Source organism: Azospirillum sp. UENF 312511 (assembly GCF_058780635.1).
Genome location: NZ_JBSNCG010000003.1, coordinates 20,887 through 46,868, shown reverse-complemented (window position 1 = coordinate 46,868; position 25,982 = coordinate 20,887). Strand labels below are relative to the sequence as shown.

The following is a 25,982-nucleotide window of genomic DNA, read 5'->3' as shown; positions in this document are numbered from 1 at the left end:
ATGGCGGAGAGCGCGTGGCCGGAAGGGGAATGGCGCTGGGGCGTGCCGCCGGGTTGTTCCTGGCGCTCATCCTCTATGGCCTGCTGAGCGCTCCCGCACCGGGGCGGATCCGCTTGGCCGAGGCGGCCATCGGGGCGTTGCTGGTGCTGGGCGTCGGGCTGCTGCGCCCCCTGTCCGTGGCGACGGGCCACGCCTTGCTGGAACGCGATTCGCCGCCCTGGGAGTTGTCCGCGGTGCTGGCCCTGGCGGTGCTGCTGTGGTGCCCGCTGATGCGCGGCGTGTGGCTGGATTGGGCGCCGGACGACATGCTGCGCGACGTGGTGCCGCTGCTTTATCTGTTCCTTCCCGTGCTGCTGGTGCCGATGCTGCGCGCCGCCCCCGACCGGGCTGTGGCGCTGCTGGCCGCGGGCATGGCGCTGGCCGGGATCGGTTTTGCGCTGCGTTGGTGGAAGCAGGCGCATTGGGGGTTTGGCGCCATCGGCGTCCGGGCGATGGCGGATGGCGGCGTCTATCTGCTGAACGCTCCGTCCGTCCTGTTCGCCGCCATCGCGCTGCCGGTCTTCGGAGTCGGTGCGTTGGCGCGCGGCCGCTGGCTGTGGGGCGCCGTTGGCGTGGCCGCGATTCTGGGCGGGCTTCTGTGTCTGGCGGCGCTGGCCGGAGCGGTGCACCGGATGGCGCTCGGGCTTGCCGCCATGGCCTTCGCCGCCCTGGGGCTGTGGTGGTTGCGCCGGGCGCCCCTGGCCGCGTTGGGCGTGGGGATGGCGGCGCTGCTGTCGGTGACGCTGTTCCCTGAGTTGCTGCTTGGCGCCTTGGGGCAGGCGGCCGAGAAAACCCGGCTGGCTGGGGCCAACACCCGGTGGGAGGAGGCGGAGGCCGCCCTCGGGCAGGCCCTGTCCTCTCCGACTGCCTTCCTGTTCGGGCAGGGGTGGGGAGCGCTCCTCGCCAACCCGGCGGTCGGCGGCTGGCGCGTGTCCTACACCCACACGCTGGCGACCTACGCCGTGGCCAAGGCGGGAGTGGTCGGCTTGTGCGCCCTTGTTGCCTATTTCGGCGGGCTGGCTCCGCGTGTGCTGGCGTTTCTCCGTTCCGATCCCGCGCTTGGTTGGGCGGTAGTGGCGCCGCTCCTGATGGCGCTCCTGGCGCATACGAGCTTCAAGTACCTCGACACCGGTCTCCTGCTCACCCTGGCCGTCCTGGGGGCGGAGCGCGGGAAGCGATTGCCGACAGGCTGACGGAAATGCATACTTATGCGTGTTGAAACATTTCCGTGATCGTTCCGTCGTGGAATCTCCGTCCATCCTGTTCGTCAACCGCGTGTTTCCTCCGGACAAGGGGGCGACCGGGCGTTGCCTGTTCGATCTGGCGCAGCGGATGGCCGCGATGGGCTGGCGCGTCACCGTCGTCGCGGACGGCGACGGTCCCAGCGATGCGCCGCCCGGCGTCACCGTCCGCCGCACCGGCAAGGGGCGCCCGCCGGAGTCGAGCGGGCCGGCGGGAGATGCGAAGCTGACCACCCGCGGCTATCTGGCCGCCGCGGTGCGGCTGGTTCAGCGGGCGTTGCGCCTGCCACGGCACGACGTCGTGGTGACCATGACCGACCCGCCGCTTCTGGGGTGCGCCGGGCCGCTGATCGCCGCCCGCCATGCTGCGGCCTCCCTTCATTGGAGCCAGGATGTGTTTCCGGCCCTGCTGCCGGTGCTGGGCGTCCGCTTTCCGGAACCGCTGATGCGGATGGTCGAGCGGGCCAGCGTCCAGGCGCTGTGCCGGCAGGACGCGGTTGTGGCCATCGGGCGCTGCATGGCCGGGCGGCTGGCGGCGGCGGGTGTGCCGGCCGAGCGGATCACCGTTCTGCCGAACTGGCCCGATCCGCGCATCCGGCCGATTCCGCGCGTCGACAACCCGTTCCGGCGGGAGCATGGACTGGGCGGCCGTTTCACCGTGGCCTATTCGGGAAACATGGGGCTGGCCCACCCGATGGCCCTCCTGCTGGACGCGGCGACTCTGCTGGCGCGCAGCGACCCCGACATTGCGATACTGTTGATCGGGGAGGGGCGGCGGCGGGCCGCCGTGGCGGAGGCGGTGGAGCGGCGTGGGCTGACGAACGTCCAGGTGTTGCCGCTCCAGCCGCCGGACCGGCTCGCCGAAAGCCTGTCGGCGGCCGATCTGCATCTGGCGACCATGGACCCGCGGGCCGAAGGGCTGCTGGTGCCCAGCAAGGTGGCCGGCGTCTTGGCGGCCGGGCGGCCCTGCCTGTTCCTCGGGCCGGCGGGCAGCGATGCGGCAGCCATGCTGGAGGGCTGCGGGCAAAGGCTGGCGCCGGACGACGTGACGGGGCTGGCCGCCGCGATCCGCCGCTATGCCCGCGATCCGGCCCTGTGCGCCGCGCAGGGAGCGTGGGCGCTGTCCGTCGCATCGGCTTGGGACGCCACGGTGGCGGCGCGGCGCTTCGCGGCGCTGGCGGACGGGCTGCGCCGGGCGAAACGGCGCGGTGACGCCGTTCTGCCGGGGCGGAGTCTGCCCCATGCCTGACGGAATGCCGTTGCGCCGCTTTCCGTTGGAGGCCGGAGCCGCGGAGGCGGGACGACGGCTGCGGCGCTTCGTGTGGACGATGCGGCAGGGTTGGCCGATCCTGCTCGTCGGGGCGGCGCTGGGCGTGGTGGCGTCGGTGGCCGCCTTGCGGCTGGTGGCGCCGCAATACACCGCGGTGATGGTGATCGGGCCGACCGCGCGCGTCGGCGCGGCAGCCATGGGGGCGCGGCTGCCCGTTCTGATCGGCCGGGAAACCGCCGCCGCGGCGTCGGAACCCGGTCCGGGGGACGAGATCCTTTCGGATTTCGCGCGTTACCTCCAGCTTTTCACCTCCATTCCGGTGGCGGAGCGGATGATGGCCGATCCGTTGCTGCTGCGTGGCCTGTTCCCCGACCGCTGGGACGAGGAGGCGGGGGCTTGGCGCCCCGTGCCCGGTCCCACGGCGTCCGCCAAGCGGCTGTTCCTCGCGCTCGTCGGCCGGTCGGACTGGGTGGAGCCCGATGCCGAGCGCGTGGCGAGCGCGCTGCGCGAGCGACTGACCGTCGACATGGTGGGCAGCGGGCCGATGCGGCGGCTGCGCCTGCGTCACGCCGACCGCGCCATGGCGTTGCGGCTTCTGTCCGCCGCCGCCCAGGCGACCGACGCCCATCTGCGGGCGGAGGCGTCCCGCCGCAGCGCCGCGCAGATCGCCCATGCCCGCGCCCGTCTGGTCGGAATCACCGTGGCCGAGCACCGCCGCGCCCTTGCCGACCTTCTGTCGGAGCAGGAGCGCATCGCCATGATGATCGAGGTCGATCTGCCCCTGGCGGCGGACGCCATCGAACCACCCGCCGCGGCACAGCGCCCGGACTGGCCGAACCCGCTGACGGTGGTTCCGATGGCGGCGCTGGTCGGGCTGGTGGCCGGGGCGTTCGCCGCCAGCCTGCGGCGCCTGTGGCGGGCCGGTGGGGAGGCGGGACCGTGATCCCCGTATCGGTCGTGGTGATGACCCGCAACGAGGCGGTCAATCTCCCCTACTGCCTGTCCGCGCTCGACCGTTTCGCCGAACGCTTCGTGGTGGACAGCGGAAGCACCGACGGGACCCCGGCCATCGCCACCGCGACGGGCGCGCGGGTGGTGCCCTTCCAATGGGACGGGCGGTACCCGAAGAAGAAGCAATGGTGCCTGGACCAGCTGCCATTCGGCCAGGATTGGGTTCTGTTCGTCGATGCGGACGAGCGGCTCGGTGGTGCTCTGGTGGAGGAGATCGCCGCGCTGATGGCGACGGGGCCGCGGCATGCCGGCTATTTCGTCGACGGCCGTCCGGTGTTTCTCGGCCGGCGCCTGCGCTTCGGAACGGGCAACCGGAAACTCGCCCTGTTCGACCGCCGCAAGGCCCGCTTCCCCCCGGCGCCCGATCTGGACGTCGCCACCATGTGGGAGGTGGAGGGGCACTACCAGCCGGTGATCGACGGCACCGTCGGACGGCTGCGCCACAGCCTGGACCACGCCGACGACAAGCCGGTCGCCGCTTGGTTCGAACGGCACGCCCGGTACGCCGATTGGGAAGCGGCGTTGCGTTCGGATGGGCGGATGAGGGAACTGATTGGGCTGGAATCCAGGGCGCGGCGATGGCTGAAGATAGGCTTCAACCGGTTGCCGGCCCGTCCGCTCCTGGTCTTTCTGTATGGGTATGTTTTGCGGCTGGGCTTCCTGGACGGCGGTCCGGGACTCCAGCACGCGCTGGCCCGGGCCTTCTATTATTGGCAGATCGGCGTAAAGATCGCGGACGCGAGACGGCGGGCCGGGCTTCCCGCGTCCACCGATGACTGAGGACCGGATGACGGTGCCGTGCCTTACACCGCCTCGTCCAGGGCGCGCTCGCCGCCCAGAGCCTTGAGAAGGTCAAAGGTGCGCTTGCGCACGGAGGAGTCTTCGATGCGGTAGTAGGCCCGCACCAATTCCAGGGTCTCGCGGCGGGCCATCGACTCGAACTCTTCCGTTTCGGACGGCGGAACGTCGGGCGACGGGGTGGCGATGTGCTCCGGCGACGGCATGTCTTCGAAGAAATAGCTGACCGGGACACCCAGAACCTGCGACAGGTTGAACAGGCGGCTGGCGCTGATGCGGTTGGAGCCCCGCTCGTACTTCTGAAGCTGCTGAAAGGTGATTCCCACGGCCTCGCCCAGCTTCTCCTGGCTCAGGCCGAGCAGGGTCCGGCGCAGCCGCAGCCGGGCGCCGACATGGATATCGATCGGGTTGGGTCCCTCGCCACGGCGTGACAGCGTGTGGGCGGGTGATAGTTTGGATTTCGTGGCGCTCATAATAGACCCTCAGTATGGAGGTGGCGCGCGCCACCAGGGAAATTGGTTAGTTCAGAAAGTAAATTCTATGCAACTTTTCGTGCGCATCAATAGCTAGATGCGTGAAATCGTCGTCAAAGTTTATGAAAGAAATGATCGTTCATTTGATGAGAAACGATATTTCGCGTAAAGCCATGGAGTTGTCTGCCGCAGGGTAAGGGCAAGCCATTGTAATGCCCATAATGTTGCGTTGGCCGTGCGGCCGAGCCCAAGCAACTCGCGACGGATGATCGCCTGCTCCCGACGGCCGCGCGCCGGGTCCTGCTGAGACCGTCCGCCAGGGGCGAAAATGCATACTGAAAGTGGCAGGCGGTGCGCCGGGGTCCCCCGCCCGAGGACCGTCACGGTAAAGGCATAATCGGCGGCCAGCCCGTGGCGCAGATCGAATCGGATGTCGGACAGACCCGCCAAACGGTAGACCATGGCTTGGTGGTGCGTGAACATGCCCAGCAGGGCGCGGCGGTGCGACCGTGCCCGTTTCACCACCAGCCGTCCGCCGGAACGTTCCTCCAACGCGTCGCCATAGAACAGGCCGGTGTCCGGATGTTCGGCCAGGATCGGGAGAAGCCGCTCCAGAACCCGGTCGTCGGCCAGCCGGTCGCCGGCGTTGAGGAACAGGACGTGGCTGCAGGCGCGGAGAGGCGACCGTTCGCCGATGGCGTCCAGGGCGATGTTCATGGCGTCGTACAGTCCACGGTCAGGGGCCGAGCGCCACCAGACCGCCTCGTGGCCGTGGCGGGCCAGCCAGCGGCCGGTTCCGTCGACGGAGCCTCCATCCGCCACGAACCAGTCGTAGGCCGCCGTGGTCTGGGCGCGCAGGCTGGCGCGGGTGGCCATCAGGCCGGTCCGGTCGTCGCGGACCACGGTCACCACGGCCAGCCGGAGCCGTCCCGCTCCGTCCGTCATTCGGAGATCACCGCGATGGCCGCGGCCGAGATGGCGAGCTGGCCGAGGATCGTTCCCATGTTCTTGGAGAATTCCATCAGGTCGAACGGCTTCGGGTCGCGCGGCACCACGATGGAGGAGCCGGGCGGGATCGCCGTCACCGTGTGGTTCCAGGAGGACAGGGAGAGCGGCTGCGCCCGCCCGTCCGGTAGAACCAGGAAGATGCGGGCGTCATCGGCGTTGCGGCTCGCTCCCCCTGCGTCGCGCAGATAGCCGTCGGCGGTCTTGCCGCTGACGAACTGGGCGGCGGTCGGGTGCAGAACTTCCCCGGTCACGGTGACGGTAAGCGGGCGTTTCGGGATGACGATGCGGTCATCCGGCTCCAGCAGCACATCCAGTTCCGGCCGCTGGCGCAGCACCAGAGGATCGGCCTCGACCACGATGCGGCCCAGCGGCTCCACCCCGCGCAATTGGGTGGCAAGCTGCCGGGCCAGCCCGACCACGTCCGAGCGCGCGGCCTCGCCCTTCTCGACCTCCTGCACCATCCAGCGCTCCAGGTCGCGGGCCTGCTGGTCGAACCAGGCGCGCTCGCGCTTGCGCTCGCTGTCGCGCAGGAAACTGGTCCCGGCGGGATAGGCTTCCTCCGTCAGGCCGCCGGCCCGGTCGATCAGGGACGAGAGCGTCTCGCCGCGCGCCACGTCGTAACTGCCGGGGCGGCGCACCGCACCGGAGATGGTGACCGCCCGCGCCTCCAGGGCCTGCGGCACCGGGTTGATGCGCAGGCTGTCCCCCGGATGCAGCGCCGTCCGGGCCGATGCACCGTCGCGGAGGTCCAAACGGCGGCGCTGGCCGGCGGCGGTGGTGATCTCCACGCTGGAAAAGTCGGCGGTCGTGGCGGGGCCGCCGGCGGTTGCCAGAAGAGCCTCCACGCTCGCCGTCTCCGCCACGGGATAGGTGCCGGGGATGCGCACGGCACCCCGCACCTGCACGCCGCGTTCCCGCACCAGCGCCGTGACGCCCTCGGGGAGCGTTTGCCGGGCGTCGGCGGGTTCGGAGTCGGTCGGCGGCGCCTGGGGCTTGCCATCCTTGTCGGAAAGGCTGGTCAGCGAACGAACCTCGGCGATGGAGAGCAGCCGCACCCGATCGCCGTCGGCGAGCGCGCGGTTGGCCTGTCCGGAGGCCACCTCCTGCGGCGAGAACGGAAGCAGACGATGGGCGAGGGTGCGGCGGTCGAAGCGCTCGATGACGCCCAGCAAGGGGTAGACATCCCGCCTCAGGGCATCGCCGCCGGACAGCGCGTCGCGCAGCGTGGCGACCCCCGCCAGCGGACGGACGCCGGGGCGGCGGGCGTGACCGATCAGCTCGTAGACGGGGGTGTCCGCCTCCAGAATGCTCCCCGCTCCTGCCGGGCGGCGTTGCGCCGCGCCTCCGATCGAGGGAGGATCATCGTAGGGGCCGGCCTCCGGCCCTCCGGCGGCAATCGCCAGTTCCGTCGCGCTTCCCCGTCCGGCGGAGGGATAGAAGCCGGGACGGGGGACGCCGCCCATCAGCAGGGAGGCATGCTCCAGCGCGAAGACGAGCAGGTCCGGAACGGCGTCGAACAGGGGTGGGCAGGGCGTGCGGCCTCCGGTGAGGCCCGCCGCCGCCCGTGCCTGAGGTCCGCTGGACAGCGGACCATCCGGCTGCGCCGTCAGCGCGCGGGCCAGCACGACCAGTCCGCGGCACGCGTCCGGGGCCGGCTCGCGCGCGCCGCGCAGCAGCTCCAGCACCGGTTCGGAAGTCAGGAAGTCCACGTCGTCCGCGCCCAGAACGTAAAGAACGTCGTTCTCGGCGAGGGTGCGGCGGTCGCGGCCGTTGAGCACGGCCCCCAGATCGACCGGCTGGAGAACGCGCGCACGGTCGCCCGGACGGGTCGAGGCCAGAACCGCGAAGGGAAGGTAGGGCGACGGCCCCAGATCCGCCGCCGAGACCAGGGCCGTGATGCTCGGGGTCCGCTCCAGCGCCCGCGGACCGGGGCGCAGGACATGGCCGTCCAGCCGCAGGTCGCCGCGCCGGTCCTCGCGGCGTGGCGCCATCAGCAGCAGGTCGCCGTCGCTCAACCGGGTCGCGTCCGCGTCCGCCAGTTCCTCGGCCAGCTCCTCGCCGTTGGGGCCGATGGCGTAGCGGAGCGCCCGATGCGCGCCGGGCCGCAGGAAGCCACCGGCCATGTCCCGCGCCGCGGCGGCCGGCAGCCGATCCTGATCGGGAGGAAGCTCATAAACGCCGGGGCGCTTCAGCGGACCGGCCAGCGCCACGGTGGGGCCAAGCGGCGGCACGAAGATGCGGTCGCCGTCACGCAGGCGGATGCCGGCGCTCGCGCCGTCCCCGGTCATGAACAGGTCGTACAGGTCGACGGGCAACCCTGTGGACGGGACGTCTCCGGCGGTCTGGGCATGGAACAGGCGGATGCGGCGCAGGGACCCGGCGCGGGTGACGCCGCCCGCAGCCGTCAGCGCGTCGATCAGCGTGGCGAAGGCCCCCACATCCTGCCGGCCCGGACGCGCCACGGCGCCGGTCACCAGCACGCCGATCCGCCGGATTTCGGTCACCGAGACATAGACCTCGGTGTCGGGAAAGGAGGCGGTCACGGCGTTCGCCAGTTGGGCGCGCAAGTCCGCCAGGGTCAGACCCTGCGCCACGACGGGCCGAACGTCATCGGCGGTGAGCAGCCCCGCCGCATCGATGATGTGGCGCTTGCTGGAGGATTTCTGGCCGCGCAGGGTCACCAGGAGCTCGTCGCCCGGTCCCAGCGTGTAGTCCGCCTGCACGCCGCCCGATCCGTCCCGCCGCGGCGGTTCCGCGCCGAACTGGTCGTAGCCGAACTGCAGAAGGACGGACCCCGCCCGTTCGCTGTAGGCGGCCTCGATCGCGGACAGGGCTCCCGGGAGCGGGGCGGGTTTCGTCTGGGGCAGCGGCTCGGGCGGGCGGGCGTGGAGCGCCGGAGGGGGCGGTTCCGCAGCCGATGTGGCGAGCCCCCAGACGATCACGGCCAACGGCACCAAAAGAGCGAGGATTATGCGCAAGGAGTCACACGTGGATTGTGGTGGCGCCGCACCTCTTCCCCATAGAGGGTGTTCAATCCGGGTGCTATGAACACTATTGCGTGCGTGTTCGTGAAAAGGCAACGGCCAAGCTGCGTTGCCGCGCCGTCCCGCGGCGTGTAGACTGCTGGGCATCGCGTGGAGGGCGCAGGAGCCGCGAGCCCATGGTTGCCGGTGTATCGTCCAGTGGCGTTTACGGCGTGCCGCTTCAGCGGCCCGGCCAGCCGGCCCGTGACCGGAGCCAGGACGGAGCTCAGGACACCGCTCAGACCGGCACCGGGCGCACCATCGCCGGCCAGCCGGGCACGCTGACCGACGATCAGCAGCGGCAGGTTCAGGACCTCAAGCGCATCGACGCCAGCGTCCGCCAGCACGAGGCGGCGCATCAGGCGGCCGGCGGCCCCCATGCGGGCGGCGCAACCTTCACCTTCACCCGTGGACCGGACGGCAAGAATTACGCGACCGCCGGTGAAGTGCAGGTGGATGCCGGCGCGGAGAGCGACCCCGAAGCCACCGTCCGCAAGATGGACACGGTCAAGGCGGCGGCCCTGGCACCCTCCGACCCGTCCGCTCAGGACCTGCGTGTCGCCCAACAGGCCGACGCCGCCAAGATGCAGGCGCAGCAGCAATTGCGTCGGACGGATTCGGGGCCGGGCGCACGGAACGGCGGTTCGTCCGACCGGCAGGACGGCGGCGATGATGCCGCGATGCCGAGGGATACCGCCGCGCCGGCGCTGGCGGCGCGCGGCGCGGCGGCTTATGCGTCGGCGTCCGGCATCGGCCAGCGCACCGGCAGCGCCGGCATCATGGTCTGACGCCGGACGGTCCGGTTGCGGGGCTCAACGGCGGACGGGGGACTCGCCGTCGAGGGTCAGCAACGGGCCGTACAGCTCCGGACGGCGGTCGCGGAAGATGCCCCAGGAGGCCCGCTGGGCGGCGATGCGGTCGAGGTCGAAGCTGGCGGTCAGGACCGTCTCGCTCTCCCGGTCGGCCTGCGCGACCAGCTCCCCGGTCGGCCCGGCGATGAAGGAGGAGCCGTAGAAGGTGATCCCGCAGGTGTCCCCCTCTTCCCGGCCGATGCGGTTGGAAGCGACCAGCGGCATCAGGTTGGCTCCGGCGTGGCCCTGCATGACCCGCGTCCAGTGGGCCTGGCTGTCCAGCGAACCGTCCTGGGGTTCGGACCCGATGGCGGTGGGGTAGAACAGGATTTCCGCGCCCTTCAGCGCCATGGCGCGGGCCGATTCCGGGAACCACTGGTCCCAGCAGATCGCGCAGCCGATGGTGGCGTAGCGCGTCTTGTAAACCTGGAAGCCGGTGTCGCCGGGGTTGAAATAGTATTTTTCCTGATAGCCAGGGCCGTCCGGGATGTGGGACTTGCGGTAGACGCCCAGCACCGAGCCGTCCGCGTCGATCATCGCCAACGAATTGTAATAGGCGTTCCGCGCCCGCTCGAAGAAGCTGGTGGGGATGACCACCGACAGTTCGCGGGCGAGCGCGCTCATCCGCGCGATCACCGGGTGATCCTCGACCGGGTGGGCGAGGGCGAACAGATCCTGCTTCTGATCCTTGCAGAAATAGGGCGTTTCGAACAGTTCCTGAGGCAGGATGATCTGGGCGCCGCGCGCCGCCGCGTCGCGCACGAGGCGTTCGACGCCGTTCACATTGGCGTCGCGGTCCCAACCGCAGGCCATCTGGGTCGCCGCGACGGTGACGGTGCGTCCGGTGCTGGGGCGCATAGGCTGATGCTCCTGTGCTCTTGCGTGGTGCTGTGCCGTGTTAATGGGCGGATGGCCGGGGGCGCAACCCCATCTCCGCCCTGTCACAAACCTTTCAGATTCGTCCATGTTTCAAAGCTGGGCAACATCCTTTCCCAGTCGTTGCCGACATACGGGCGCAGACCGTGAAGGTCATACGCATAAATACGAAAAAATGCCCTTCAGAGGTCGCGCGACGGTTACGTGACATATTATTGCATGCACGAGAAATTTATATCCGCAATCTCTTTGCGATTTTTCCGGGAGTGGATATGATCGGGCAAGTTGATTTCGTCCGCTGCACCGCACTACGGCCTGACGGACGTCTGCCGAGAGATTGTCGTCATGGTTGGGCGTTTCAAGAGACAGGAACCGATGGTCGCCGAGCCGCACAGGGAGGACGCCGACGGGCTTCCCCAGTCCGGGGCAGCCCTGCCGCGGGCCGTGCGCGAGGCGCACCGTGCCATCGCGCGCGCTTTGCAACTCCGCATCGCCGATCATGGCGTCAGCATGGGGCAATGGTATTTCCTTCGTGCCCTGTGGGAGGAGGACGGGCTGACCCAGCGTGAGCTGAGTCAAAGGGTCGGCATGATGGAACCCACCACCGTAACCGCGCTGAACAATCTGGAGCGGTGCGATCTCGTTCAACGGGTGCGCAACTCCCACGACCGGCGCAAGGTGAACATCTATCTGACGCCGAAGGGCAAGGCGTTGCGGGCCGACATCCTGCCCTGCGCGGAGGAGATCGACGACACCGCCACCCAAGGCATTTCCCTGGGCGAACTGGCACTGACCGTCAGCGTGCTGCGCCGCGTCTCCGCCAACCTCGGTGGCCTGCCGTCGATCAGCGGGGACGACGATCTGGCGTGACGGACGCCGCGACGACCGACCTCTCCCGATCGGTCGTCGCGGTCAATCGTCGAGATCGGGCGGCGGCGGCAGGCTGGCGCCGGTCAGGTTGGCCCCGGTGAAGCGCGCGTCGCGGATGTTCGCGTCGCTGAGAATGGCCCCGGTCAGGTCGGCGCTGGAGAAGTCGCAGCCGGCAAGATTGGCGCCGCGCATGTTGGTGCGGATGCAGGAGGCTCCGGTGAAGTTGCTGCCGGTCAGATTCGCCGCCCACAGGCGTCCGGTCGGCCGCCCGTCCGGACCCTTTATATCGACCCAGCCGATGCCCGCTCCGTCGAACCGGGCCCCGGAGAGGTTGGTGCCGCGAAGCGTCGCCCCGTCGAGGATGGCGCCACCAAAATCGCTGCCGGTCAGGTCGGCGGCGGAGATGTCGCACATGATGAGCAGGGAATCGCGCATCTTGGCGCCGACCAGCCGCACCCCGCGCAGGTTTGCTCCCGACAAATTCACGCCGTGAAGGTCGATATGCGACAGGTCCGCCCCGCTGAGATCGGCGCGCGACCCCATGGCGCCGTTGGTGTTGATCCAGGTGTAGTGATTGTGCAGGGCTTCCTGGATCTGGATCGAGAAATTCTCGGCGGAGCGCGCCATGTTGGCGCCCGTCGTGTCCGCCCCGGCAAGGTCCGCCCCCTCCATCTTGGCGCCCTGGAGGTCGGCGTTGCGCAGGTTGGCACCGGCCAGCACCGCGCCGTTCAGGTTGGCGTCGCGCAGGATGGCGCCCTGCAGGTTGACGCCGGACAGGTTGCAGCCGCGCAGGTCGGCGCGGGCGAGGTTGCAGTTCTTCATGGTCGAGCGCATCAGCGTGGCCCCGGCCATCAGCGCGCCTTCGCAATCCGCGCCGTTCATCGACACGTCGGTCAGGTCGGCGCCGGACAGGTTGGCGTTCGACATCATCGCATCGTCCATGTCGCTGCCCGACAGGTCGGATCGCACGAAGTCGAGGCCTTTGCTGCCGTTCGCCCCGTTCCCGCCGTACAGCAGCGCGCCGCCGCGCAGGTCGGCCTCCTTCAGAATGGCGCGTTTCAGCTTGGCGCCGCGCATGTGGGCGCCGCGCAGATCGGCCCGGTAGAAGTTGCAGCCGGTCAGGTCGGCCTTGGTCAGGTGGGCGGCGAACAGGTCGGCGTGGCTGAGATTCGCGTTGGACAGGTCGCAATGGGCCATGTTGGCCCCCGACAGCTTGCCTTGCGTCAGTTCCACCCCGGCGAGATTCGATCCCTCCAGGTTGGTCATGGTCAGGTTGGCGCGGGTGCCGCCCGACCGGTTCTTCAGCCAACGCTCGTGCTTTTCGAGCACGGCGACCAACTCATGTGGCGTCATGACCCCGTCCGACAATCGGCCCATTCCCGGCGCGAGGGGAGGTGGGCGCGGTTACTCCAGCGCTTTGGCAGTGTCATAAGATATTCTGGTTTATTTGTTAACATGCCGTTCCGTTGCCGGTCGCAATGCGAGATCGGACCGGTGCGCCGTGGACTGGTGCGCATGGGCGATGTCGCGAGTTCGGTCGCCAAGCGCGCGGTCACCCTGGCGGACCTGCCGGTGGAAACCCCCGTCGCGTTGCTGTTCTGGATGGGTGAAACGGTGCTCGGCATGATCCTGGTGGCCGCCTATGACGAGCAGGATGCCGAACGGGCGATGGCCGTCCGCAACCGGGACGGTCAGGTCGATGCGGCCTACACCAGCCTGTTCCGCGAATTCCTGACCTACATGATGGAGTCGCCGTCGCACATCACCGGCTGCACCCATCTGCTGTTCGTGGCGAAGTCCATCGAGAGGGCTGGGGATCACGCCACGAACGTGGCCGAAAACATCTGCTACATCGTCCGGGGACGTTTGCCGTCCGAGGAACGGGCCAAGGGCGACCTCAGCAGCTTTACGGTGGTGGAGAGGCAGTAGGCGCGCCGGGCGCGCCCACCGGTTTGTCCGTGGCCGTTCTGTTCGTGGCCGTTCTGTTCATGGCTGTGGTGGCGTCTCAGTGTTTGGGGCGCCAGCCGCCGTCATCCGGTTCGTAACGCCGCCGGACCGCAGCCCAGGCTACCTTGTGAGCCAGCCGTTCGCGCTGCAGGGCCTGACGGGCCTCCGGCGACCGGCACGCTTGCCAAGTGTGATTGAAGGCCGACCGGTAGATGTCCTGCGCGGGCGGCGGCAGGCATCGCTTCACCGATTCGGGCAATTCGGTGTTTCGGCGGAAGGTCATCGGGCGTTCCTCCGGCTTATGATTGCTTGGTTGCCTCCAGTATAGCCGCCATTCCACTGGAGTCCGTAGGGCTTTTTCCTGCGGCGTTGGCGGTAGGCGGTGCCAGCGAATGGTCTAGGCCAAAGGTCGGAGCCTAAGGGTTCGGGCATGAAAAAAGCCCTTCCCCAAGCGGTGGGGAAGGGCTTTTTCGTAACCCAAGCAGTGTCGCAAAGACCCGTTCTGATGGCCTGCCTTACGGCGTGCGGCGTGCGGTGCGGTGCGCCGGGATCGGAATGGGCCGGATCGCCTGTTCCTCGCGGCGGCTGGCCGACATGTCGATCTCGATGCGGGCCAGGGCCTTGCGCAGTTCGTGTACCGCTTCCGACAGCGTCTGGATCGACGCTTCGCCCGGTTGCTGGCGCCAGCCGCGGTAGGCGTTCAGGCAACCGCGTGCGGTGTCGCGCAGCCGGGCCTCGACGGCGTCGACCGGCGGGGGATTGGTGCCGGCCGGGCGGCTTCCGTCGGCGGAAGCGGGCTGCGGAGCGGCTTGGGCGGGGGCCGCCGTCGGCTGGACCGGCGTCGGCTGAGCCGGAGCCGGTTGAGCGGCCGGCTGTGCCTCCGGACGGTTGAGGCGCAGAGTCTCGGTCTGGGCCGGAGCGGCCGGAGGCACCGGCGCGGGCTGCGGAGCCGCGGTCGGGGCTGCCGCCGGAGCGACCGTCTGGGCAGCCGGAGCAGGAGCCGGGGCCGAAGCCGGAGCGGCGGCGCGGCGCGCAGGCTTCACCGGTGCCGGCGCTTCCGGAGCTGCAACCGGAGCGGGCGGCGGCTCCTCGGCCATGGCGTCGCCGGCCGGCGCTTCCGCGGCGGCGTCGCTGGCGGTGCCCTCTTCAGCCGGCACGTCCTTCTCGCCGGCCGCCTCCGCCTTGCGGATGATGTAGGAAATGGCGCTCGGCGTGCATTCGAATTCACGCGCGATTGCCGACAGGGTAGCGCCGGAACGGTAACGCTCAAGAATCTGCGGCCACGCCGACTGGGGGATTCGTCCGCGCTTCTTCGGAGCCTCCGGTTCGGACCCGGTTTCTGCGTTCATTATGTCGCTCGGTTGCCAAAGTGAATTTTGAGTCATGCGTACGCTGCTTGGGCCGTATCGCGCGCCTTCTGACGCAGCGGCACGCGGGCGCGTGCACGAGCATCACGTCAGGAGCCGTTTTTGCGTGCGATGTTGTCGGTATGGATGAATATCGGGAACTTGCTGGGAAAATACCAGAAGAACTTTGCGCCGCATGGAAAAATTGCGCTTAGGCGGGTTGCCGGAGCTTTAGTCCGAAGGCCGGATTGCCTTGCGGCGCTGCCCGTGCGAACCGCATAGGAACATCCGCGGACGAGAATTTTAAAAACTGTATTTCACGAATCGGTCGTGCAGGAAGCGGTTGCAAAGAGGTTTGAAAATCCGCGGCGGGCCGGAATGCGTTGCGGAGCGTTCTGTTGAGATGAAGCGCCCCTTGCATGGCGCGCGCTGTCCGACAGGCGGAGTTTCTTTATGCCGCATTCCATCGATCGATTCCGGCCCTGGTCCGGTCCAGTCCGGCGGCAAGCCGGATTGACGAGCGGATCTGCATCGCGTTCGGCGGTGCCCACCGTGTCCGTGGGGTTTTTCGCCGCCATCCTGGCTTTTTCGGCACCGGCCTTCGCGCAGGATGCGGGCGGAGCCGCTGCCCCGGCCCCGGCCGCGCCCCCGCTGGCGTCCGTCCTGCCGCCCAACGCCCCCCCGACCTTCGCCGATCTCGCGGAGAAGCAGTTGGACGCGGTGGTCTTCATATCCACGACGCAGGCGCCTCCGCAGAGCGGTCCGCAGGCGGGGCCGCGTGGACCGGAGCTTCCCGGCTTCCCGCCCGGTTCGCCCTTCGAGGAATTCTTCCGCGAGTTCCGTGACCGCCAGCGCGGCCAGCCGCAACAGCAGCAGGCGCCGCGCCCGACGGCGGCGTTGGGCTCCGGCTTCATCATCGACCCGGCGGGCTTCGTGGTCACGAACAGCCATGTGGTGTCCGAAGCGGCGGAGATTTCCGTCACCATGCACGACGGCACGAAACTGCCGGCGAAGCTCGTCGGCGTGGACGGGCCGACCGACCTTGCCGTTCTGAAGGTCGACACCAAGAAGCCGCTGGTCTCCGCCCCCTGGGGCGACAGCGAGGCGCTGCGGGTCGGCGACTGGGTGGTCGCCATTGGCAATCCCTTCGGCCTCGGCGGGTCGGTGACCGCGGGAATCCTGTCCGCGCGGCAGCGCGACATTCAGCAGGGACCCTACGACGACTATCTGCAGACCGACGCCTCGATCAACCGCGGCAATTCCGGCGGGCCGCTCTACAACCTCAACGGCGAGGTGATCGGCATCAACACGGCGATTTATTCGCCGACCGGCGGCTCGGTGGGCATCGGCTTCGCCATCCCGTCCTCCGTCGCGCGCCCGGTCATCGAGCAGTTGCGCGACCATGGGCAGGTGCGCCGCGGCTGGCTGGGGGTCCAGGTGCAGAGCGTGACCCCGGACATCGCCGAAAGCCTGGGCATGCAGGAGCCGGCGGGAGCCCTGGTCACCAGCGTGTCGCCGGAAGGCCCGGCGGGGAAGGGCGGTGTCCGGCAGGGCGACGTCATCACCCGCTTCAACGGCGAGTCCATCGAGCAGATGCGCGAACTGCCGCGCGTCGTCGCCGCGACGAAGATCGGCTCGGCCGTGCCGCTGGAACTGCTGCGCGAGGGCAAGGCCGAAACCTTGACCGTGACGGTGGGCGAACTGGAGCCGCAGGAGCAGGTCGCCCTGTCGGGGGCGAGCGGGGCGCCGCGTCCGGAGACGACGGTCGACACCAAGCAGGTCCTCGGCCTGACCCTGTCGCAGCTGACCCCCGGTCTGCGCGACAGCTTCTCCATCAACCCCGACGTCGAGGGTGTGGTGGTCACTGAGGTCGGCGACGCCAGCGCCGCCAGCGAGCGCGGGATCGAGGCTGGCGACGTCATCGTGGAGGCCGGGCAGGAACCGGTGAAGACGCCGGAGGATCTCAACCGTCTGGTCGACGACGCGCGCAGCCAGGGGCGCAAGACCGTGCTGATGCTGCTCAGCCGCGACGGCGATCTGCGCTACGTGCCGATGCCGATCGAGGACCGCAAGGGCTGAGGGCTGAGGGCGGCGGGCCGCCGTCCCAACCTTTTCCTCTACCGTTTGCCGGGCGGCGGGAGTAATTTGCCCGCCACTTGGCGAATGGGATTAATCCAGTGAGCGTAGATTCCGAGGGCCGTCCGCCCGTGCGGCTGTCGGTCGTGGTTCCGGTCTTCAACGAGGCCGAAAACGTCCTTCCCCTCCTTGAAGAAATCGAGCGCGCGCTGTCGCCGGCCGATGCGCTGGGCCGCGCCTTCGAGGTGATTTATGTGGACGACGGGTCCAGCGACGACACGCTGACGCGCCTTGCGCCGGTCGTCGCCGCGGGCCGTCTGCGGCTGATCCGCCATGTCCGCCGGTCCGGGCAGAGCGCCGCCGTGCGCACCGGGGTGAAGGCGGCGCGCGGGGAGTGGATCGCCACCCTCGACGGCGACGGCCAGAACGATCCCGCCGACATCCCCGCTCTGTTCGCGCTGGCCGCCAAGGGCGGCCCGGACGCGCCGGTGCTGGTCGGCGGCCTGCGCAAGAAGCGGCAGGACACGATGTCCAAGCGGTTGGCCTCGCGTTTCGCGAACGCGGTCCGGCAGTCCTTCCTCCAGGACGGTTGCACCGACAGCGGCTGCGGGCTGAAGCTGTTCCGCCGCGACGCCTTTCTCGATCTGCCCTTCTTCGGGGCGATGCACCGCTTCCTTCCCGCCCTGTTCCGGTCGCACGGCCATCCGGTGGCCTATGTGCCGGTCAACCACCGCCCGCGGGAACGCGGCGTGTCGAAATACAACAACTGGCGCCGCGGGCTGATCGGCGTGGTCGATCTGCTGGGCGTCTATTGGCTGAAGCGGCGCACCGCGCTGTCGCCCGCGGTCGAAGATCGCTGAGCCCTTTTCCGTCCAGACCGGCCGCCGCCCGATGCTCGAACGCGCCATCGCCTGGTACCAGAGCCAAAGCACCGCCGACCTGATCTGGGTCGGCGTCGGCTTTTTCGCGCAGACGCTCTTCATGATGCGCTTCGTCGTGCAATGGATCGCCAGCGAGCGCGCCCGGCGCAGCATCGTGCCGGAGCTGTTCTGGTATTTCTCCATTGGTGGTGGGGTTCTTTTGTTGGCCTATTCGATCCAGCGGGGTGATCCGGTGTTCATGTTCGGGCAAGGGCTGGGCCTCATCATCTATTCCCGGAATCTCTATTTCGTCTGGAGCAACCGCCGGAACGGCGGAGCGGACGGCAGCGCGGCGGGCACGCCGTGAGCGCCGTGCCGGACACCCCCGCCACCCGCCTGCCGGTTCTGGCCTATCTGCTTCTGGCGGTGATCAGCGTTCTGCTGTTCCTGCCCGGCTTCTTCGACCTGCCGCCCTTCGACCGCGACGAGGCGCGCTTCGCCCAGGCGTCGCACCAGATGCTGGAAAGCGGCGACTATGTCGACATCCGCTTTCAGGACGAGGCGCGCCACAAGAAGCCGGTGGGCATCTACTGGCTGCAGACCGCGGCGACGCGGCTGGTCGAGGGGGCAAGCGGGCTGCCGAAGGACATCTGGACCTTCCGCATCCCGTCGCTGGTCGGGGCGGTGCTGGCGGTGCTGGCGACGGCCTGGACCGGGGCGCGGATGTTCGGCGGGACGGTCGGGTTCCTCGCCGGGCTGATGATGGCCTCCTGCGTCGTGCTGGGCGTCGAGGCCCGCATGGCGAAGACCGACGCCGTGCTGCTCTCCACCATCGTGATCGGGCAGGCGGCCCTGGCCAGCCTCTATCTGAACCGCCATGCGGAGCGGTCCGGCTGGGCGGCGCCGCTCGCCTTCTGGATCGCCGCGGGTGTCGGCATCCTCATCAAGGGTCCCATCGTTCTTCTGGTGTCCGGCACCACGGCGCTGGTGCTGGCGGTGGTGGACCGCCGGGCCGGCTGGCTGAAGCGGCTGCGCCCGCTGGTCGGGCTCGCCATCGTGGTCGCCATCGCCGCGCCCTGGCTGATCGCCATCACGGTGAAGACCAAGGGCGCCTTCTTCGCGGAATCGGTCGGCCACGACATGATGGGCAAGGTGGTCGGCGGCCAGGAGGCGAAGGGCCTGCCGCCCGGCTATTACCTGGGCACTTTCTGGGTCACCTTCGCGCCCTGGTCCTTCCTGGCGCTGCTGGCCGTTCCCTGGGCGTGGCGCCACCGCAAGGGCACCGGGCCGGTGGCGGACGCCGTGCGCTTCTGCGTCGCCTGGATCATCCCGAGCTGGCTGGTCTTCGAGGCGGTGCCGACCAAGCTGCTGCACTACACGCTACCGGTGTTCCCGGCCATCGCCATCCTCACCGCCGCCGCGGCGCGGGAGCATTTCCTGCGCCGCGCCGACGCGCCGCGGTGGGGGCTGTTCTCGGTCGCCACCGTTCTCGGGGCGGTCGGATTCGGCGCACTGACGGTCGCGGTCGCGGTGATCCCCTATCTGGTGGACGGGCGCGTCGATCCGGTGGCGGTCGCCATGCTGCCGGTGGTTCTGGTGTTGTACGCGCTGGCCGTGCGCCTGTTCGCCCAGCGCCGGGAGACGCAGGGTTTCGCGGCGGGGCTGGCGGCGGCGGCGGTGCTGTACGCCGGCACCTATGGCGCGGTCCTGCCGGGCATCGACGGCGTGTGGATCAGCCGTCAGGCGGCGCGGACGGTCGCGGCGGTGCGCCCGTGCGCCGACAGCGTGGTCGCCTCCGCCGGCTATTCGGAACCGAGCCTCGTCTTCCTGCTGGGGACCGACACGCGCCTGACCCATGGGGAGGGCGCGGCCGCCCATCTGGCGGAGAATCCGTCCTGCGGGTTGGCCCTGGTGACCAACCGCGAGGAGGCGGAGTTCCGCACCGCCCTGAAGGGGGCGGAGCCGGTGCCGCTCGGCCGCTTCACCGGCTTCAACTACAACACCGGCAAGCGGCTGACCCTGACGCTCTACGGCGCGGCGCGACCCTGAACGAACCGGAATGGGGTGTCCGTCGGATGGAGGTTTCCGGAAGGAGGTTGCGGGCTGAGTAACCCGCCTCCTCCCTGGACATGCGCGGCCGCATCCGGCGGAATCCGTCTTCCACACGCAAAAGGATGGAAGGCCGCCGTGTCATGCTTCGAACGATGACTGTAGCGACCCTCGCGGTGCTGGCCTTTGCCGCACCCGCCGAAGCGCAGAGGCAGGAATACCCCTCCTGGGTCTATGAGGAGATGGTCCCGACCGGCCCCCATATGCGCCGCATGGAGGAGGCCCAGCCGATTCCCGGGGCGCGGCCGTCCCACTGGGGCGCCATGGGCAACGGCGAGCAGTTCCGCGCCGGCTCGCGCGGTTACGGCACCGATCCGGCCCGCGCCACCCCTTCCTACTCCCGGACCAATTCGCTGACGCCGCCGGTCCGCGACGGGCGCGGCGCCGCTGCGGCGGCGCGGCGTGGCGGTGGCGGCGACAATGTGCCGGGCACCCCGCGCGAGGTGACGCTCAATCCGGAGTACAATTTCGAGCGTTGACAGCGGCCTCTTCGGGCCGCCACAGCCAGGCGGCCCCGCGGACCCCGCTCGAATCGCCGTGGACGGCGCGGCGGATCGGCGTATCCAGACTGTCGGTGAAGGCCCACCGGGCGATGACCAGGGGAAGGGCGGCGTAGAGGAACTCCAGGTTCGACAGCCCGCCGCCCAGCACGATCACGTCCGGGTCCAAGACATTGACGATGCCCGCCAGCCCGCGCCCCAGCCGCTCCACCAGCCGGTCGAGGGTGGCGCGGGCCGCGGCGTCCCCGCGCTCCGCCAGCGCCGCGATGACCTCCGCGGTCAGGTCCGCCCCGGTGACGCGGCGGTGGTCGGCGGCGACGGCGGGGCCGGACACGAAGGTTTCCAGGCAGCCGGTCTTGCCGCAATAGCAGGCCGGGCCGGGGCGCTCCTGGTCGGCGGGCCAGGGCAGGGGGTTGTGCCCCCACTCGCCGCCGATGGCGTTGCGGCCGCCAAGGGGGCGGCCGTCGACGACGATTCCCGCCCCGCAGCCGGTGCCGAGGATCGCCGCGAAGACCACGCCGCAGCCGGCCCCCGCCCCATCCGCCGCCTCCGACACGGCCAGACAGTTGGCGTCGTTCTCGACCCGCACCGGCCGCTTGAGCGCTGCGGCAAGATCGCGGTCGAAGGGCTTGCCGATCAGCCAGGTCGAGTTGGCGTTCTTCACCAGCCCGGTCGCCGGCGAGATGGCGCCCGGAATGCCGATTCCGACGGTCGCGTTCGCCGACCCCGTCGCGCTCTCCAGCCGCGCCACCAGATCGGCGATGGTCCGCACCGTCGCGCCGTAGTCGCCGCGGGGAGTGGGCACGCGGAGGCGGGTGCGCTCTTCTCCGGCCGCGTCGAGCGCGATCCCTTCCGTCTTGGTGCCGCCGAGGTCGATGCCGATGCGGATGAGAGAAGAGGGAGGGTCGGTGCGCTTCATGAGGAAACTGCCCTGATGTGTGGCCTGCGTCACAGACGCACGCCGAGGCTGTTGCAATACTGGGAAAGACCGGCAACCCGCAAGCCAAGCAACCGCCCGACCTCTCCGGCGACTCCCGCGCCACAGGCTGGGACAAATGGTCTTTGCTCGGGCGATATGGGTTGACCGTCTGTCGGGATCTTGTAGAACCAGCGAAGGAGAGGGCGTGATCCGTCGGATTCCGCCCGTCAATCAGGGCCACCGGAGCCGGACCAACGATGAATCGCCAGCGCGCCGCCCATCGCATTCCTTCCTTCACCTTGCGCAGCGCCGCCGCCGTCGGCCTCGCCGTGCTGTTCGCCGGCACCGCGCTGCCGGCCGTCGCCAAGGAGGCGGCGAAGCCGGCTGCTGAAAAAACGGCCGCGAAGGCCACCGCGAAGCCGGCCGCCGCCAAGAGCACTGCTGCCAAGAGCACCGCGACCAAGCCCGGCGCCTGCTACAGCCGCGCCGAGCACGCCGCGGAGCAGACCATCCGCATGCACACCGAGATGATGGTGGTCGGCCTGACCTGCCAGCAGGTGAATCCGGACAAGAAGCCGTTCAACCTGTACCAGGACTTCACGGTCAAGAACCGCTCGCTGATCTCCAATTCGGAAGCGTCGATGATCGACCACTTCCGCAAGAAGGGCGGCGGCAACGCGACGCGGCAGTTCGACATGTTCCGCACCGAGCTGGCCAACGAGGTCAGCCGCCGCGCCGCGGTGATCGGCACCGGCCTCTATTGCGCCAACTTCGTGGACCGTTCCAAGGCGGCGATGGACCTGACGGCGGACGACCTCCGCGTCCTGACCGGCGATGAAAAAAGCGCCGGCCTGATGCATTTGTCGTCAAAGCCGCTGTGCGACGTGCAGGTCGTCAGCAACCCCGACGTGAATTACGACGTCGCCCAGGCCCCGGCCTCGCGCAGCGGCAGCGCGGCGGCGCCGTCCAAGTCGACCGGCAAGGCAACGGCCAAAGCCCCTGGAAAGCCCAAGGACCCGGCGAAGGCGCAGGTGGTCTCCGCCAAGCGCTGATCGGCCAGTACCGATGGTGATGCCGGAGGTCATAGGCGATCCGGCATCATGCATCGCAGCAGTGGCACAGTTGTTGCGAAACCCTCTTCACCACAGTGAAGAGGGTTTTTTCATGCGATGCATTCGCTATGGTAGAACGCAAGCGCAAAGTTCACGGAACTGACATGAATCGATATTGCAAATTCTCGGAAAATTGGTATTACCGCAGATAGAGTGCGGGTTTGCCCTCTTGCTCTGTTGAGAGCCGCTGGGCTAACGTTCCGCTCACACAACAATCTTGGCCCCGCGCTCAAGAGCACGGGTAAGCCAATTCGGGGAGTGGCACTTCACGTGACTGGTGTACGAGCGCGCTTGTCTCGCTCGCCGAAGCCTGCGCATCGCGCCGAGGCGAGGTAAGACAATGGAATACTTTCTTCAGCAGCTGATCAACGGCCTGTCGCTGGGCGCCATCTACGGCCTCATCGCGATCGGGTACACGATGGTGTACGGCATCATCGGCATGATCAACTTCGCCCACGGCGAGATCTACATGATCGGCGCCTTCGTGGCCCTCATCACCTTCCTGGCCATCGGCAGCCTGGGGATCACCTGGGTTCCGCTCGCCCTTCTCGTCATGCTGGTTGCATCGATGCTGTTCACCGCCGTCTACGGATGGACAGTGGAGCGCATCGCCTATCGTCCGCTGCGCAGCTCGCCACGTCTGGCGCCGCTGATCTCGGCGATCGGCATGTCGATCTTCCTGCAGAACTACGTGCAGATCCTGCAGGGTGCCCGCAGCAAGCCGCTGCAGCCGATCCTGCCGGGCAACCTGACTCTGATGGACGGCGCGGTGTCGGTCAGCTACGTGCGTCTGGCGACGATCGTCATCACGATTGCGCTGATGTACGGCTTCACCCAGCTCATCACCCGGACCTCGCTCGGCCGCGCCCAGCGCGCCTGCGAGCAGGACAAGAAGATGGCCGGCCTGCTGGGCGTCAACGTCGACCGCGTCATCTCGCTGACCTTCGTCATGGGCGCCGCCCTGGCCGCCGTGGCGGGCATGATGGTCCTGCTGATCTACGGCGTGATCGACTTCTACATCGGCTTCCTGGCCGGGGTTAAGGCCTTCACGGCCGCGGTGCTCGGCGGCATCGGCTCGCTGCCTGGCGCCATGCTGGGCGGCGTGGTCATCGGCCTGATCGAAGCCTTCTGGTCGGGCTACATGGGCAGCGAATGGAAAGACGTGGCGACCTTCACGATTCTCGTGCTCGTCCTGATCTTCCGTCCGACCGGCCTGCTGGGCCGTCCGGAAATCGAGAAGGTGTGAGGCCATGACCGCGATTTCCATGTCTTCGCCGCGGGCCATCGCCTGGCCCGCGATCCTGAAGGAGGCGGCAATGACCGCCTTCGTCGCCCTTCTCCTGACGATCCCGCTGGTCGGCCTCCGCACGGTGGACCGTCCCACCGGCCTCGGTCTGGAAACCCGCTGGAACGAGGTGGCCGCCGCCGTCGGTCTGGTCTTCCTCGGCCGTCTCGGCCTCTGCCTGATCCGCGAGGGCCACGCCGTCACCGTGCTGGTGCTGGCCGCCGCCGCCACCGCCGCCGGCTTCTTCATCGCCATGCCGACGGAGGCCCTGCGGGTCATCCTGATCGGCGGCGGTGCGGTCATCGCGATCCGCGCCATCCTCGCCATCCGCACCGGCCGCTCCAAGCTGTCGCAGGCGGAGCGCGACAAGCGGATGGACCACATCGCGGCGCAGGTGCAGCACGCCTCGCGCTGGCTCGGTCCGATCGCCGTCGTCGTGGCGCTGGCCTTCCCGTTCACGCCGCTGGCCGACCGCCAGCTGCTGGACATCGGCATCCTTCTGCTGACCTACATCATGCTGGGCTGGGGGCTGAACATCGTGGTCGGCCTTGCCGGCCTGCTCGACCTCGGCTATGTGGCCTTCTACGCGGTGGGCGCCTACTCCTACGCGCTGCTGGCCCATTATTTCGGCTTCAGCTTCTGGGTCTGCCTGCCGCTGGCCGGCTTCCTGGCGGCGATGTCGGGCGTTCTGCTGGGCTTCCCGGTCCTGCGTCTGCGTGGCGATTATTTCGCCATCGTGACGCTGGGCTTCGGCGAGATCATCCGCATCATCCTGATCAACTGGTACCAGTTCACCGGCGGCCCCAACGGCATCTCCGGCATTCCGCGCCCGAGCTTCTTCGGCATCGCCGACTTCACGCGGACCCCGGCGGAGGGCACCGCGGCCTTCCACGAGATGTTCGGCCTGGAGTTCAGCCCGCTGCACCGGATCATCTTCCTCTATTACCTGATCCTGGTGCTGGCCCTGGTGGTGAACCTGTTCACCATGCGCGTCCGCAAGCTGCCGCTGGGCCGCGCCTGGGAAGCGCTGCGCGAGGACGACATCGCCTGCGCCTCGCTGGGCATCAACCGCACGAACATGAAGCTGGCGGCCTTCGCCATCGCGGCGATGTTCGGCGGTTTCGCCGGGTCCTTCTTCGCCACCCGCCAGGGCTTCATCAGCCCGGAGAGCTTCACCTTCATCGAATCGGCGATCATCCTCGCCATCGTGGTGCTGGGCGGCATGGGCAGCCAGATCGGCGTCGTCGTGGCCGCCTTCCTGGTCATCGGCCTGCCGGAAGCCTTCCGTGAGCTGGCCGACTACCGCATGCTGGCGTTCGGCATGGGCATGGTGCTGATCATGCTGTGGCGTCCGCGCGGCCTGCTCGCCCACCGCGACCCGACCATCCTCCTGCACGGCCGCCCCAAGGGTGGAGCCGGCGGCCCCGCCGCGGGCACCGCCGCCGCCGGCGGCCAGGGCATCGCCGGGGGGAGCGCGAAGTGATGACGACTCAATCCATGACCACCACGCCCCTGCTGACGGTCGAGCACCTCACCATGCGCTTCGGCGGCCTGGTGGCGGTCAACGACGTCTCCTTCTCCGCCAACAACGGCGAGATCACCGCGATCATCGGCCCGAACGGTGCCGGCAAGACCACGCTGTTCAACTGCATCACCGGCTTCTACACCCCCACGGTGGGCCGTTTGACCCTGCGCCACGGCGACGGGAAGGAATTCCTGCTGGAGCGGATGCCGGGCTACCGCATCTCGCAGAAGGCCAGCGTCGCCCGCACCTTTCAGAACATCCGCCTGTTCGGCGGCATGAGCGTCCTGGAGAACCTGATCGTCGCCCAGCACAACAAGCTGATCCGCGCCTCGGGCTTCTCCATCGCCGGCCTGCTCGGCCTGCCGTCCTACACCAAGACGGAGCGGGAGGCGGTCGATCTGGCCAAATACTGGCTGGACCGCGTCCGCCTGCTGGAGTTCGCGGACTGGGAGGCGGGCAATCTCCCCTACGGCGCCCAACGCCGGCTGGAGATCGCCCGCGCCATGTGCACGGAGCCGGTGATGCTCTGCCTGGACGAACCGGCGGCGGGCCTCAACCCGCGCGAGTCGGGCGAACTGGCCGATCTGCTCACCTACATCCGCGACGAGCACAAGATCGGCGTGCTGCTGATCGAGCATGACATGAGCGTGGTGATGACCATTTCCGACCATGTCGTGGTGCTGGATTACGGGCGGAAGATTTCCGACGGCGATCCGGCCTTCGTGAAGAACGACCCGGCGGTCATCCGCGCCTATCTGGGCGAGGAAGAGGACGAGGAACTGCCGCCGGAGATCAAGGCCGACCTGCCGGAGGTCGCCAAGCGAGCCGAGGAGGGGGCCTGAG

Annotated in this window: 24 protein-coding genes; 16 read left to right on the top strand and 8 right to left on the bottom strand. The window is 68.9% G+C overall.

Going from position 1 to position 25,982, the window contains the following annotated elements; translation table 11 throughout:
* The first annotated feature begins 29 nt into the window (after window positions 1–29).
* From ACWPN7_RS11530 to ACWPN7_RS11515, 4 genes are read left to right on the top strand one after another with little or no spacing between them, the layout of a single operon-like run.
* The gene (locus ACWPN7_RS11530; protein WP_492273282.1) at window positions 30–1,232 is read left to right on the top strand and encodes a hypothetical protein; all 1,203 of its coding nucleotides are present in this window, start codon (window positions 30–32) and stop codon (window positions 1,230–1,232) included.
* A 49-nt stretch (window positions 1,233–1,281) separates the two neighbouring features.
* Complete coding sequence (locus ACWPN7_RS11525) at window positions 1,282–2,529, top strand: glycosyltransferase family 4 protein (RefSeq protein WP_459198065.1); 1,248 nt, start codon at window positions 1,282–1,284, stop codon at window positions 2,527–2,529.
* A complete protein-coding gene (locus tag ACWPN7_RS11520) occupies window positions 2,522–3,493 on the top strand; it encodes a GumC domain-containing protein (protein ID WP_247894829.1) in 972 nt (323 codons plus the stop codon). Before ACWPN7_RS11525 ends, ACWPN7_RS11520 begins: the two co-directional genes overlap by 8 nt.
* On the top strand, window positions 3,490–4,341 hold the full coding sequence (locus ACWPN7_RS11515) for a glycosyltransferase family 2 protein (protein WP_459198066.1): 852 nt from the start codon (window positions 3,490–3,492) through the stop codon (window positions 4,339–4,341). The genes ACWPN7_RS11520 and ACWPN7_RS11515 overlap by 4 nt, the downstream gene beginning before the upstream one ends.
* 23 nt (window positions 4,342–4,364) lie before the next feature.
* On the opposite strand, the gene ACWPN7_RS11510 is transcribed toward ACWPN7_RS11515, so the two are convergent.
* From ACWPN7_RS11510 to ACWPN7_RS11500, 3 genes are all read right to left on the bottom strand, one after another.
* Window positions 4,365–4,832 carry a helix-turn-helix domain-containing protein gene (locus ACWPN7_RS11510; protein WP_014240329.1) on the bottom strand — a complete coding sequence of 156 codons (468 nt, stop codon included), beginning with the start codon at window positions 4,830–4,832 and terminating at the stop codon, window positions 4,365–4,367.
* 120 nt (window positions 4,833–4,952) lie between these two features.
* Window positions 4,953–5,777, bottom strand: coding sequence for a glycosyltransferase family protein (locus tag ACWPN7_RS11505; RefSeq protein ID WP_349621533.1), 825 nt, complete (start codon window positions 5,775–5,777; stop codon window positions 4,953–4,955).
* Window positions 5,774–8,782 carry an SLBB domain-containing protein gene (locus tag ACWPN7_RS11500; protein ID WP_459198067.1) on the bottom strand — a complete coding sequence of 1,003 codons (3,009 nt, stop codon included), beginning with the start codon at window positions 8,780–8,782 and terminating at the stop codon, window positions 5,774–5,776. The genes ACWPN7_RS11505 and ACWPN7_RS11500 overlap by 4 nt, the downstream gene beginning before the upstream one ends.
* A gap of 218 nt (window positions 8,783–9,000) precedes the next feature.
* On the opposite strand from ACWPN7_RS11500, the gene ACWPN7_RS11495 reads away from it, so the two are divergent.
* The gene (locus ACWPN7_RS11495) at window positions 9,001–9,651 is read left to right on the top strand and encodes a putative metalloprotease CJM1_0395 family protein (protein WP_459198068.1); all 651 of its coding nucleotides are present in this window, start codon (window positions 9,001–9,003) and stop codon (window positions 9,649–9,651) included.
* A 24-nt stretch (window positions 9,652–9,675) separates the two neighbouring features.
* On the opposite strand, the gene aguB is transcribed toward ACWPN7_RS11495, so the two are convergent.
* Window positions 9,676–10,572: an N-carbamoylputrescine amidase gene (gene aguB / locus ACWPN7_RS11490; protein ID WP_459198069.1), complete on the bottom strand. Its 897-nt coding sequence runs from the start codon at window positions 10,570–10,572 to the stop codon at window positions 9,676–9,678.
* A gap of 393 nt (window positions 10,573–10,965) precedes the next feature.
* On the opposite strand from aguB, the gene ACWPN7_RS11485 reads away from it, so the two are divergent.
* Window positions 10,966–11,460: a MarR family winged helix-turn-helix transcriptional regulator gene (locus tag ACWPN7_RS11485; RefSeq protein WP_459198070.1), complete on the top strand. Its 495-nt coding sequence runs from the start codon at window positions 10,966–10,968 to the stop codon at window positions 11,458–11,460.
* A gap of 42 nt (window positions 11,461–11,502) precedes the next feature.
* Here ACWPN7_RS11485 and ACWPN7_RS11480 read toward each other — a convergent pair whose 3' ends face one another.
* Complete coding sequence (locus tag ACWPN7_RS11480; protein WP_038530890.1) at window positions 11,503–12,813, bottom strand: pentapeptide repeat-containing protein; 1,311 nt, start codon at window positions 12,811–12,813, stop codon at window positions 11,503–11,505.
* 162 nt (window positions 12,814–12,975) lie between these two features.
* Between ACWPN7_RS11480 and ACWPN7_RS11475 the strand changes: the two genes are divergently transcribed.
* Entirely contained in the window at window positions 12,976–13,389 is a 414-nt protein-coding gene (locus tag ACWPN7_RS11475) for a phosphate signaling complex PhoU family protein (protein ID WP_247887891.1), read from the top strand.
* Window positions 13,390–13,465: 76 nt separating this feature from the next.
* Here ACWPN7_RS11475 and ACWPN7_RS11470 read toward each other — a convergent pair whose 3' ends face one another.
* Together ACWPN7_RS11470 and ACWPN7_RS11465 are read right to left on the bottom strand one after the other, a co-directional pair.
* Window positions 13,466–13,690, bottom strand: coding sequence for a ChaB family protein (locus ACWPN7_RS11470; RefSeq protein WP_103040971.1), 225 nt, complete (start codon window positions 13,688–13,690; stop codon window positions 13,466–13,468).
* 232 nt (window positions 13,691–13,922) lie between these two features.
* Complete coding sequence (locus ACWPN7_RS11465; protein ID WP_459198071.1) at window positions 13,923–14,756, bottom strand: helix-turn-helix domain-containing protein; 834 nt, start codon at window positions 14,754–14,756, stop codon at window positions 13,923–13,925.
* Between the two features lie 450 nt (window positions 14,757–15,206).
* Between ACWPN7_RS11465 and ACWPN7_RS11460 the strand changes: the two genes are divergently transcribed.
* The 5 genes from ACWPN7_RS11460 (at window position 15,207) to ACWPN7_RS11440 (ending at window position 20,277) form a co-directional block, all read left to right on the top strand.
* On the top strand, window positions 15,207–16,832 hold the full coding sequence (locus tag ACWPN7_RS11460) for a Do family serine endopeptidase (RefSeq protein ID WP_459198072.1): 1,626 nt from the start codon (window positions 15,207–15,209) through the stop codon (window positions 16,830–16,832).
* Between the two features lie 98 nt (window positions 16,833–16,930).
* Window positions 16,931–17,689: a glycosyltransferase family 2 protein gene (locus ACWPN7_RS11455; RefSeq protein WP_459198073.1), complete on the top strand. Its 759-nt coding sequence runs from the start codon at window positions 16,931–16,933 to the stop codon at window positions 17,687–17,689.
* Between the two features lie 31 nt (window positions 17,690–17,720).
* Window positions 17,721–18,056, top strand: coding sequence for a lipid-A-disaccharide synthase N-terminal domain-containing protein (locus ACWPN7_RS11450; protein WP_038527927.1), 336 nt, complete (start codon window positions 17,721–17,723; stop codon window positions 18,054–18,056).
* Window positions 18,053–19,738 (top strand): ArnT family glycosyltransferase, encoded by a 1,686-nt coding sequence (locus tag ACWPN7_RS11445; RefSeq protein ID WP_456512118.1) that lies wholly within the window; start codon window positions 18,053–18,055, stop codon window positions 19,736–19,738. The genes ACWPN7_RS11450 and ACWPN7_RS11445 overlap by 4 nt, the downstream gene beginning before the upstream one ends.
* A 155-nt stretch (window positions 19,739–19,893) precedes the next feature.
* Window positions 19,894–20,277, top strand: coding sequence for a hypothetical protein (locus tag ACWPN7_RS11440; protein ID WP_051657847.1), 384 nt, complete (start codon window positions 19,894–19,896; stop codon window positions 20,275–20,277).
* Here the strand turns inward: ACWPN7_RS11440 and ACWPN7_RS11435 are convergent.
* Window positions 20,249–21,217 (bottom strand): ROK family protein, encoded by a 969-nt coding sequence (locus ACWPN7_RS11435; RefSeq protein ID WP_459198074.1) that lies wholly within the window; start codon window positions 21,215–21,217, stop codon window positions 20,249–20,251. The genes ACWPN7_RS11440 and ACWPN7_RS11435 overlap by 29 nt on opposite strands.
* Window positions 21,218–21,474: 257 nt before the next feature.
* On the opposite strand from ACWPN7_RS11435, the gene ACWPN7_RS11430 reads away from it, so the two are divergent.
* The 4 genes from ACWPN7_RS11430 (at window position 21,475) to ACWPN7_RS11415 (ending at window position 25,981) form a co-directional block, all read left to right on the top strand.
* The gene (locus tag ACWPN7_RS11430) at window positions 21,475–22,269 is read left to right on the top strand and encodes a hypothetical protein (protein WP_038527925.1); all 795 of its coding nucleotides are present in this window, start codon (window positions 21,475–21,477) and stop codon (window positions 22,267–22,269) included.
* A 400-nt stretch (window positions 22,270–22,669) separates the two neighbouring features.
* Entirely contained in the window at window positions 22,670–23,575 is a 906-nt protein-coding gene (locus ACWPN7_RS11425; protein ID WP_014240349.1) for a branched-chain amino acid ABC transporter permease, read from the top strand.
* A gap of 4 nt (window positions 23,576–23,579) precedes the next feature.
* Window positions 23,580–25,097, top strand: a complete 1,518-nt coding sequence (livM, locus tag ACWPN7_RS11420; protein WP_103040978.1) for a high-affinity branched-chain amino acid ABC transporter permease LivM — start codon at window positions 23,580–23,582, stop codon at window positions 25,095–25,097.
* Window positions 25,097–25,981 carry an ABC transporter ATP-binding protein gene (locus ACWPN7_RS11415; RefSeq protein WP_149651586.1) on the top strand — a complete coding sequence of 295 codons (885 nt, stop codon included), beginning with the start codon at window positions 25,097–25,099 and terminating at the stop codon, window positions 25,979–25,981. Before livM ends, ACWPN7_RS11415 begins: the two co-directional genes overlap by 1 nt.
* Window position 25,982: the final 1 nt, after the last annotated feature.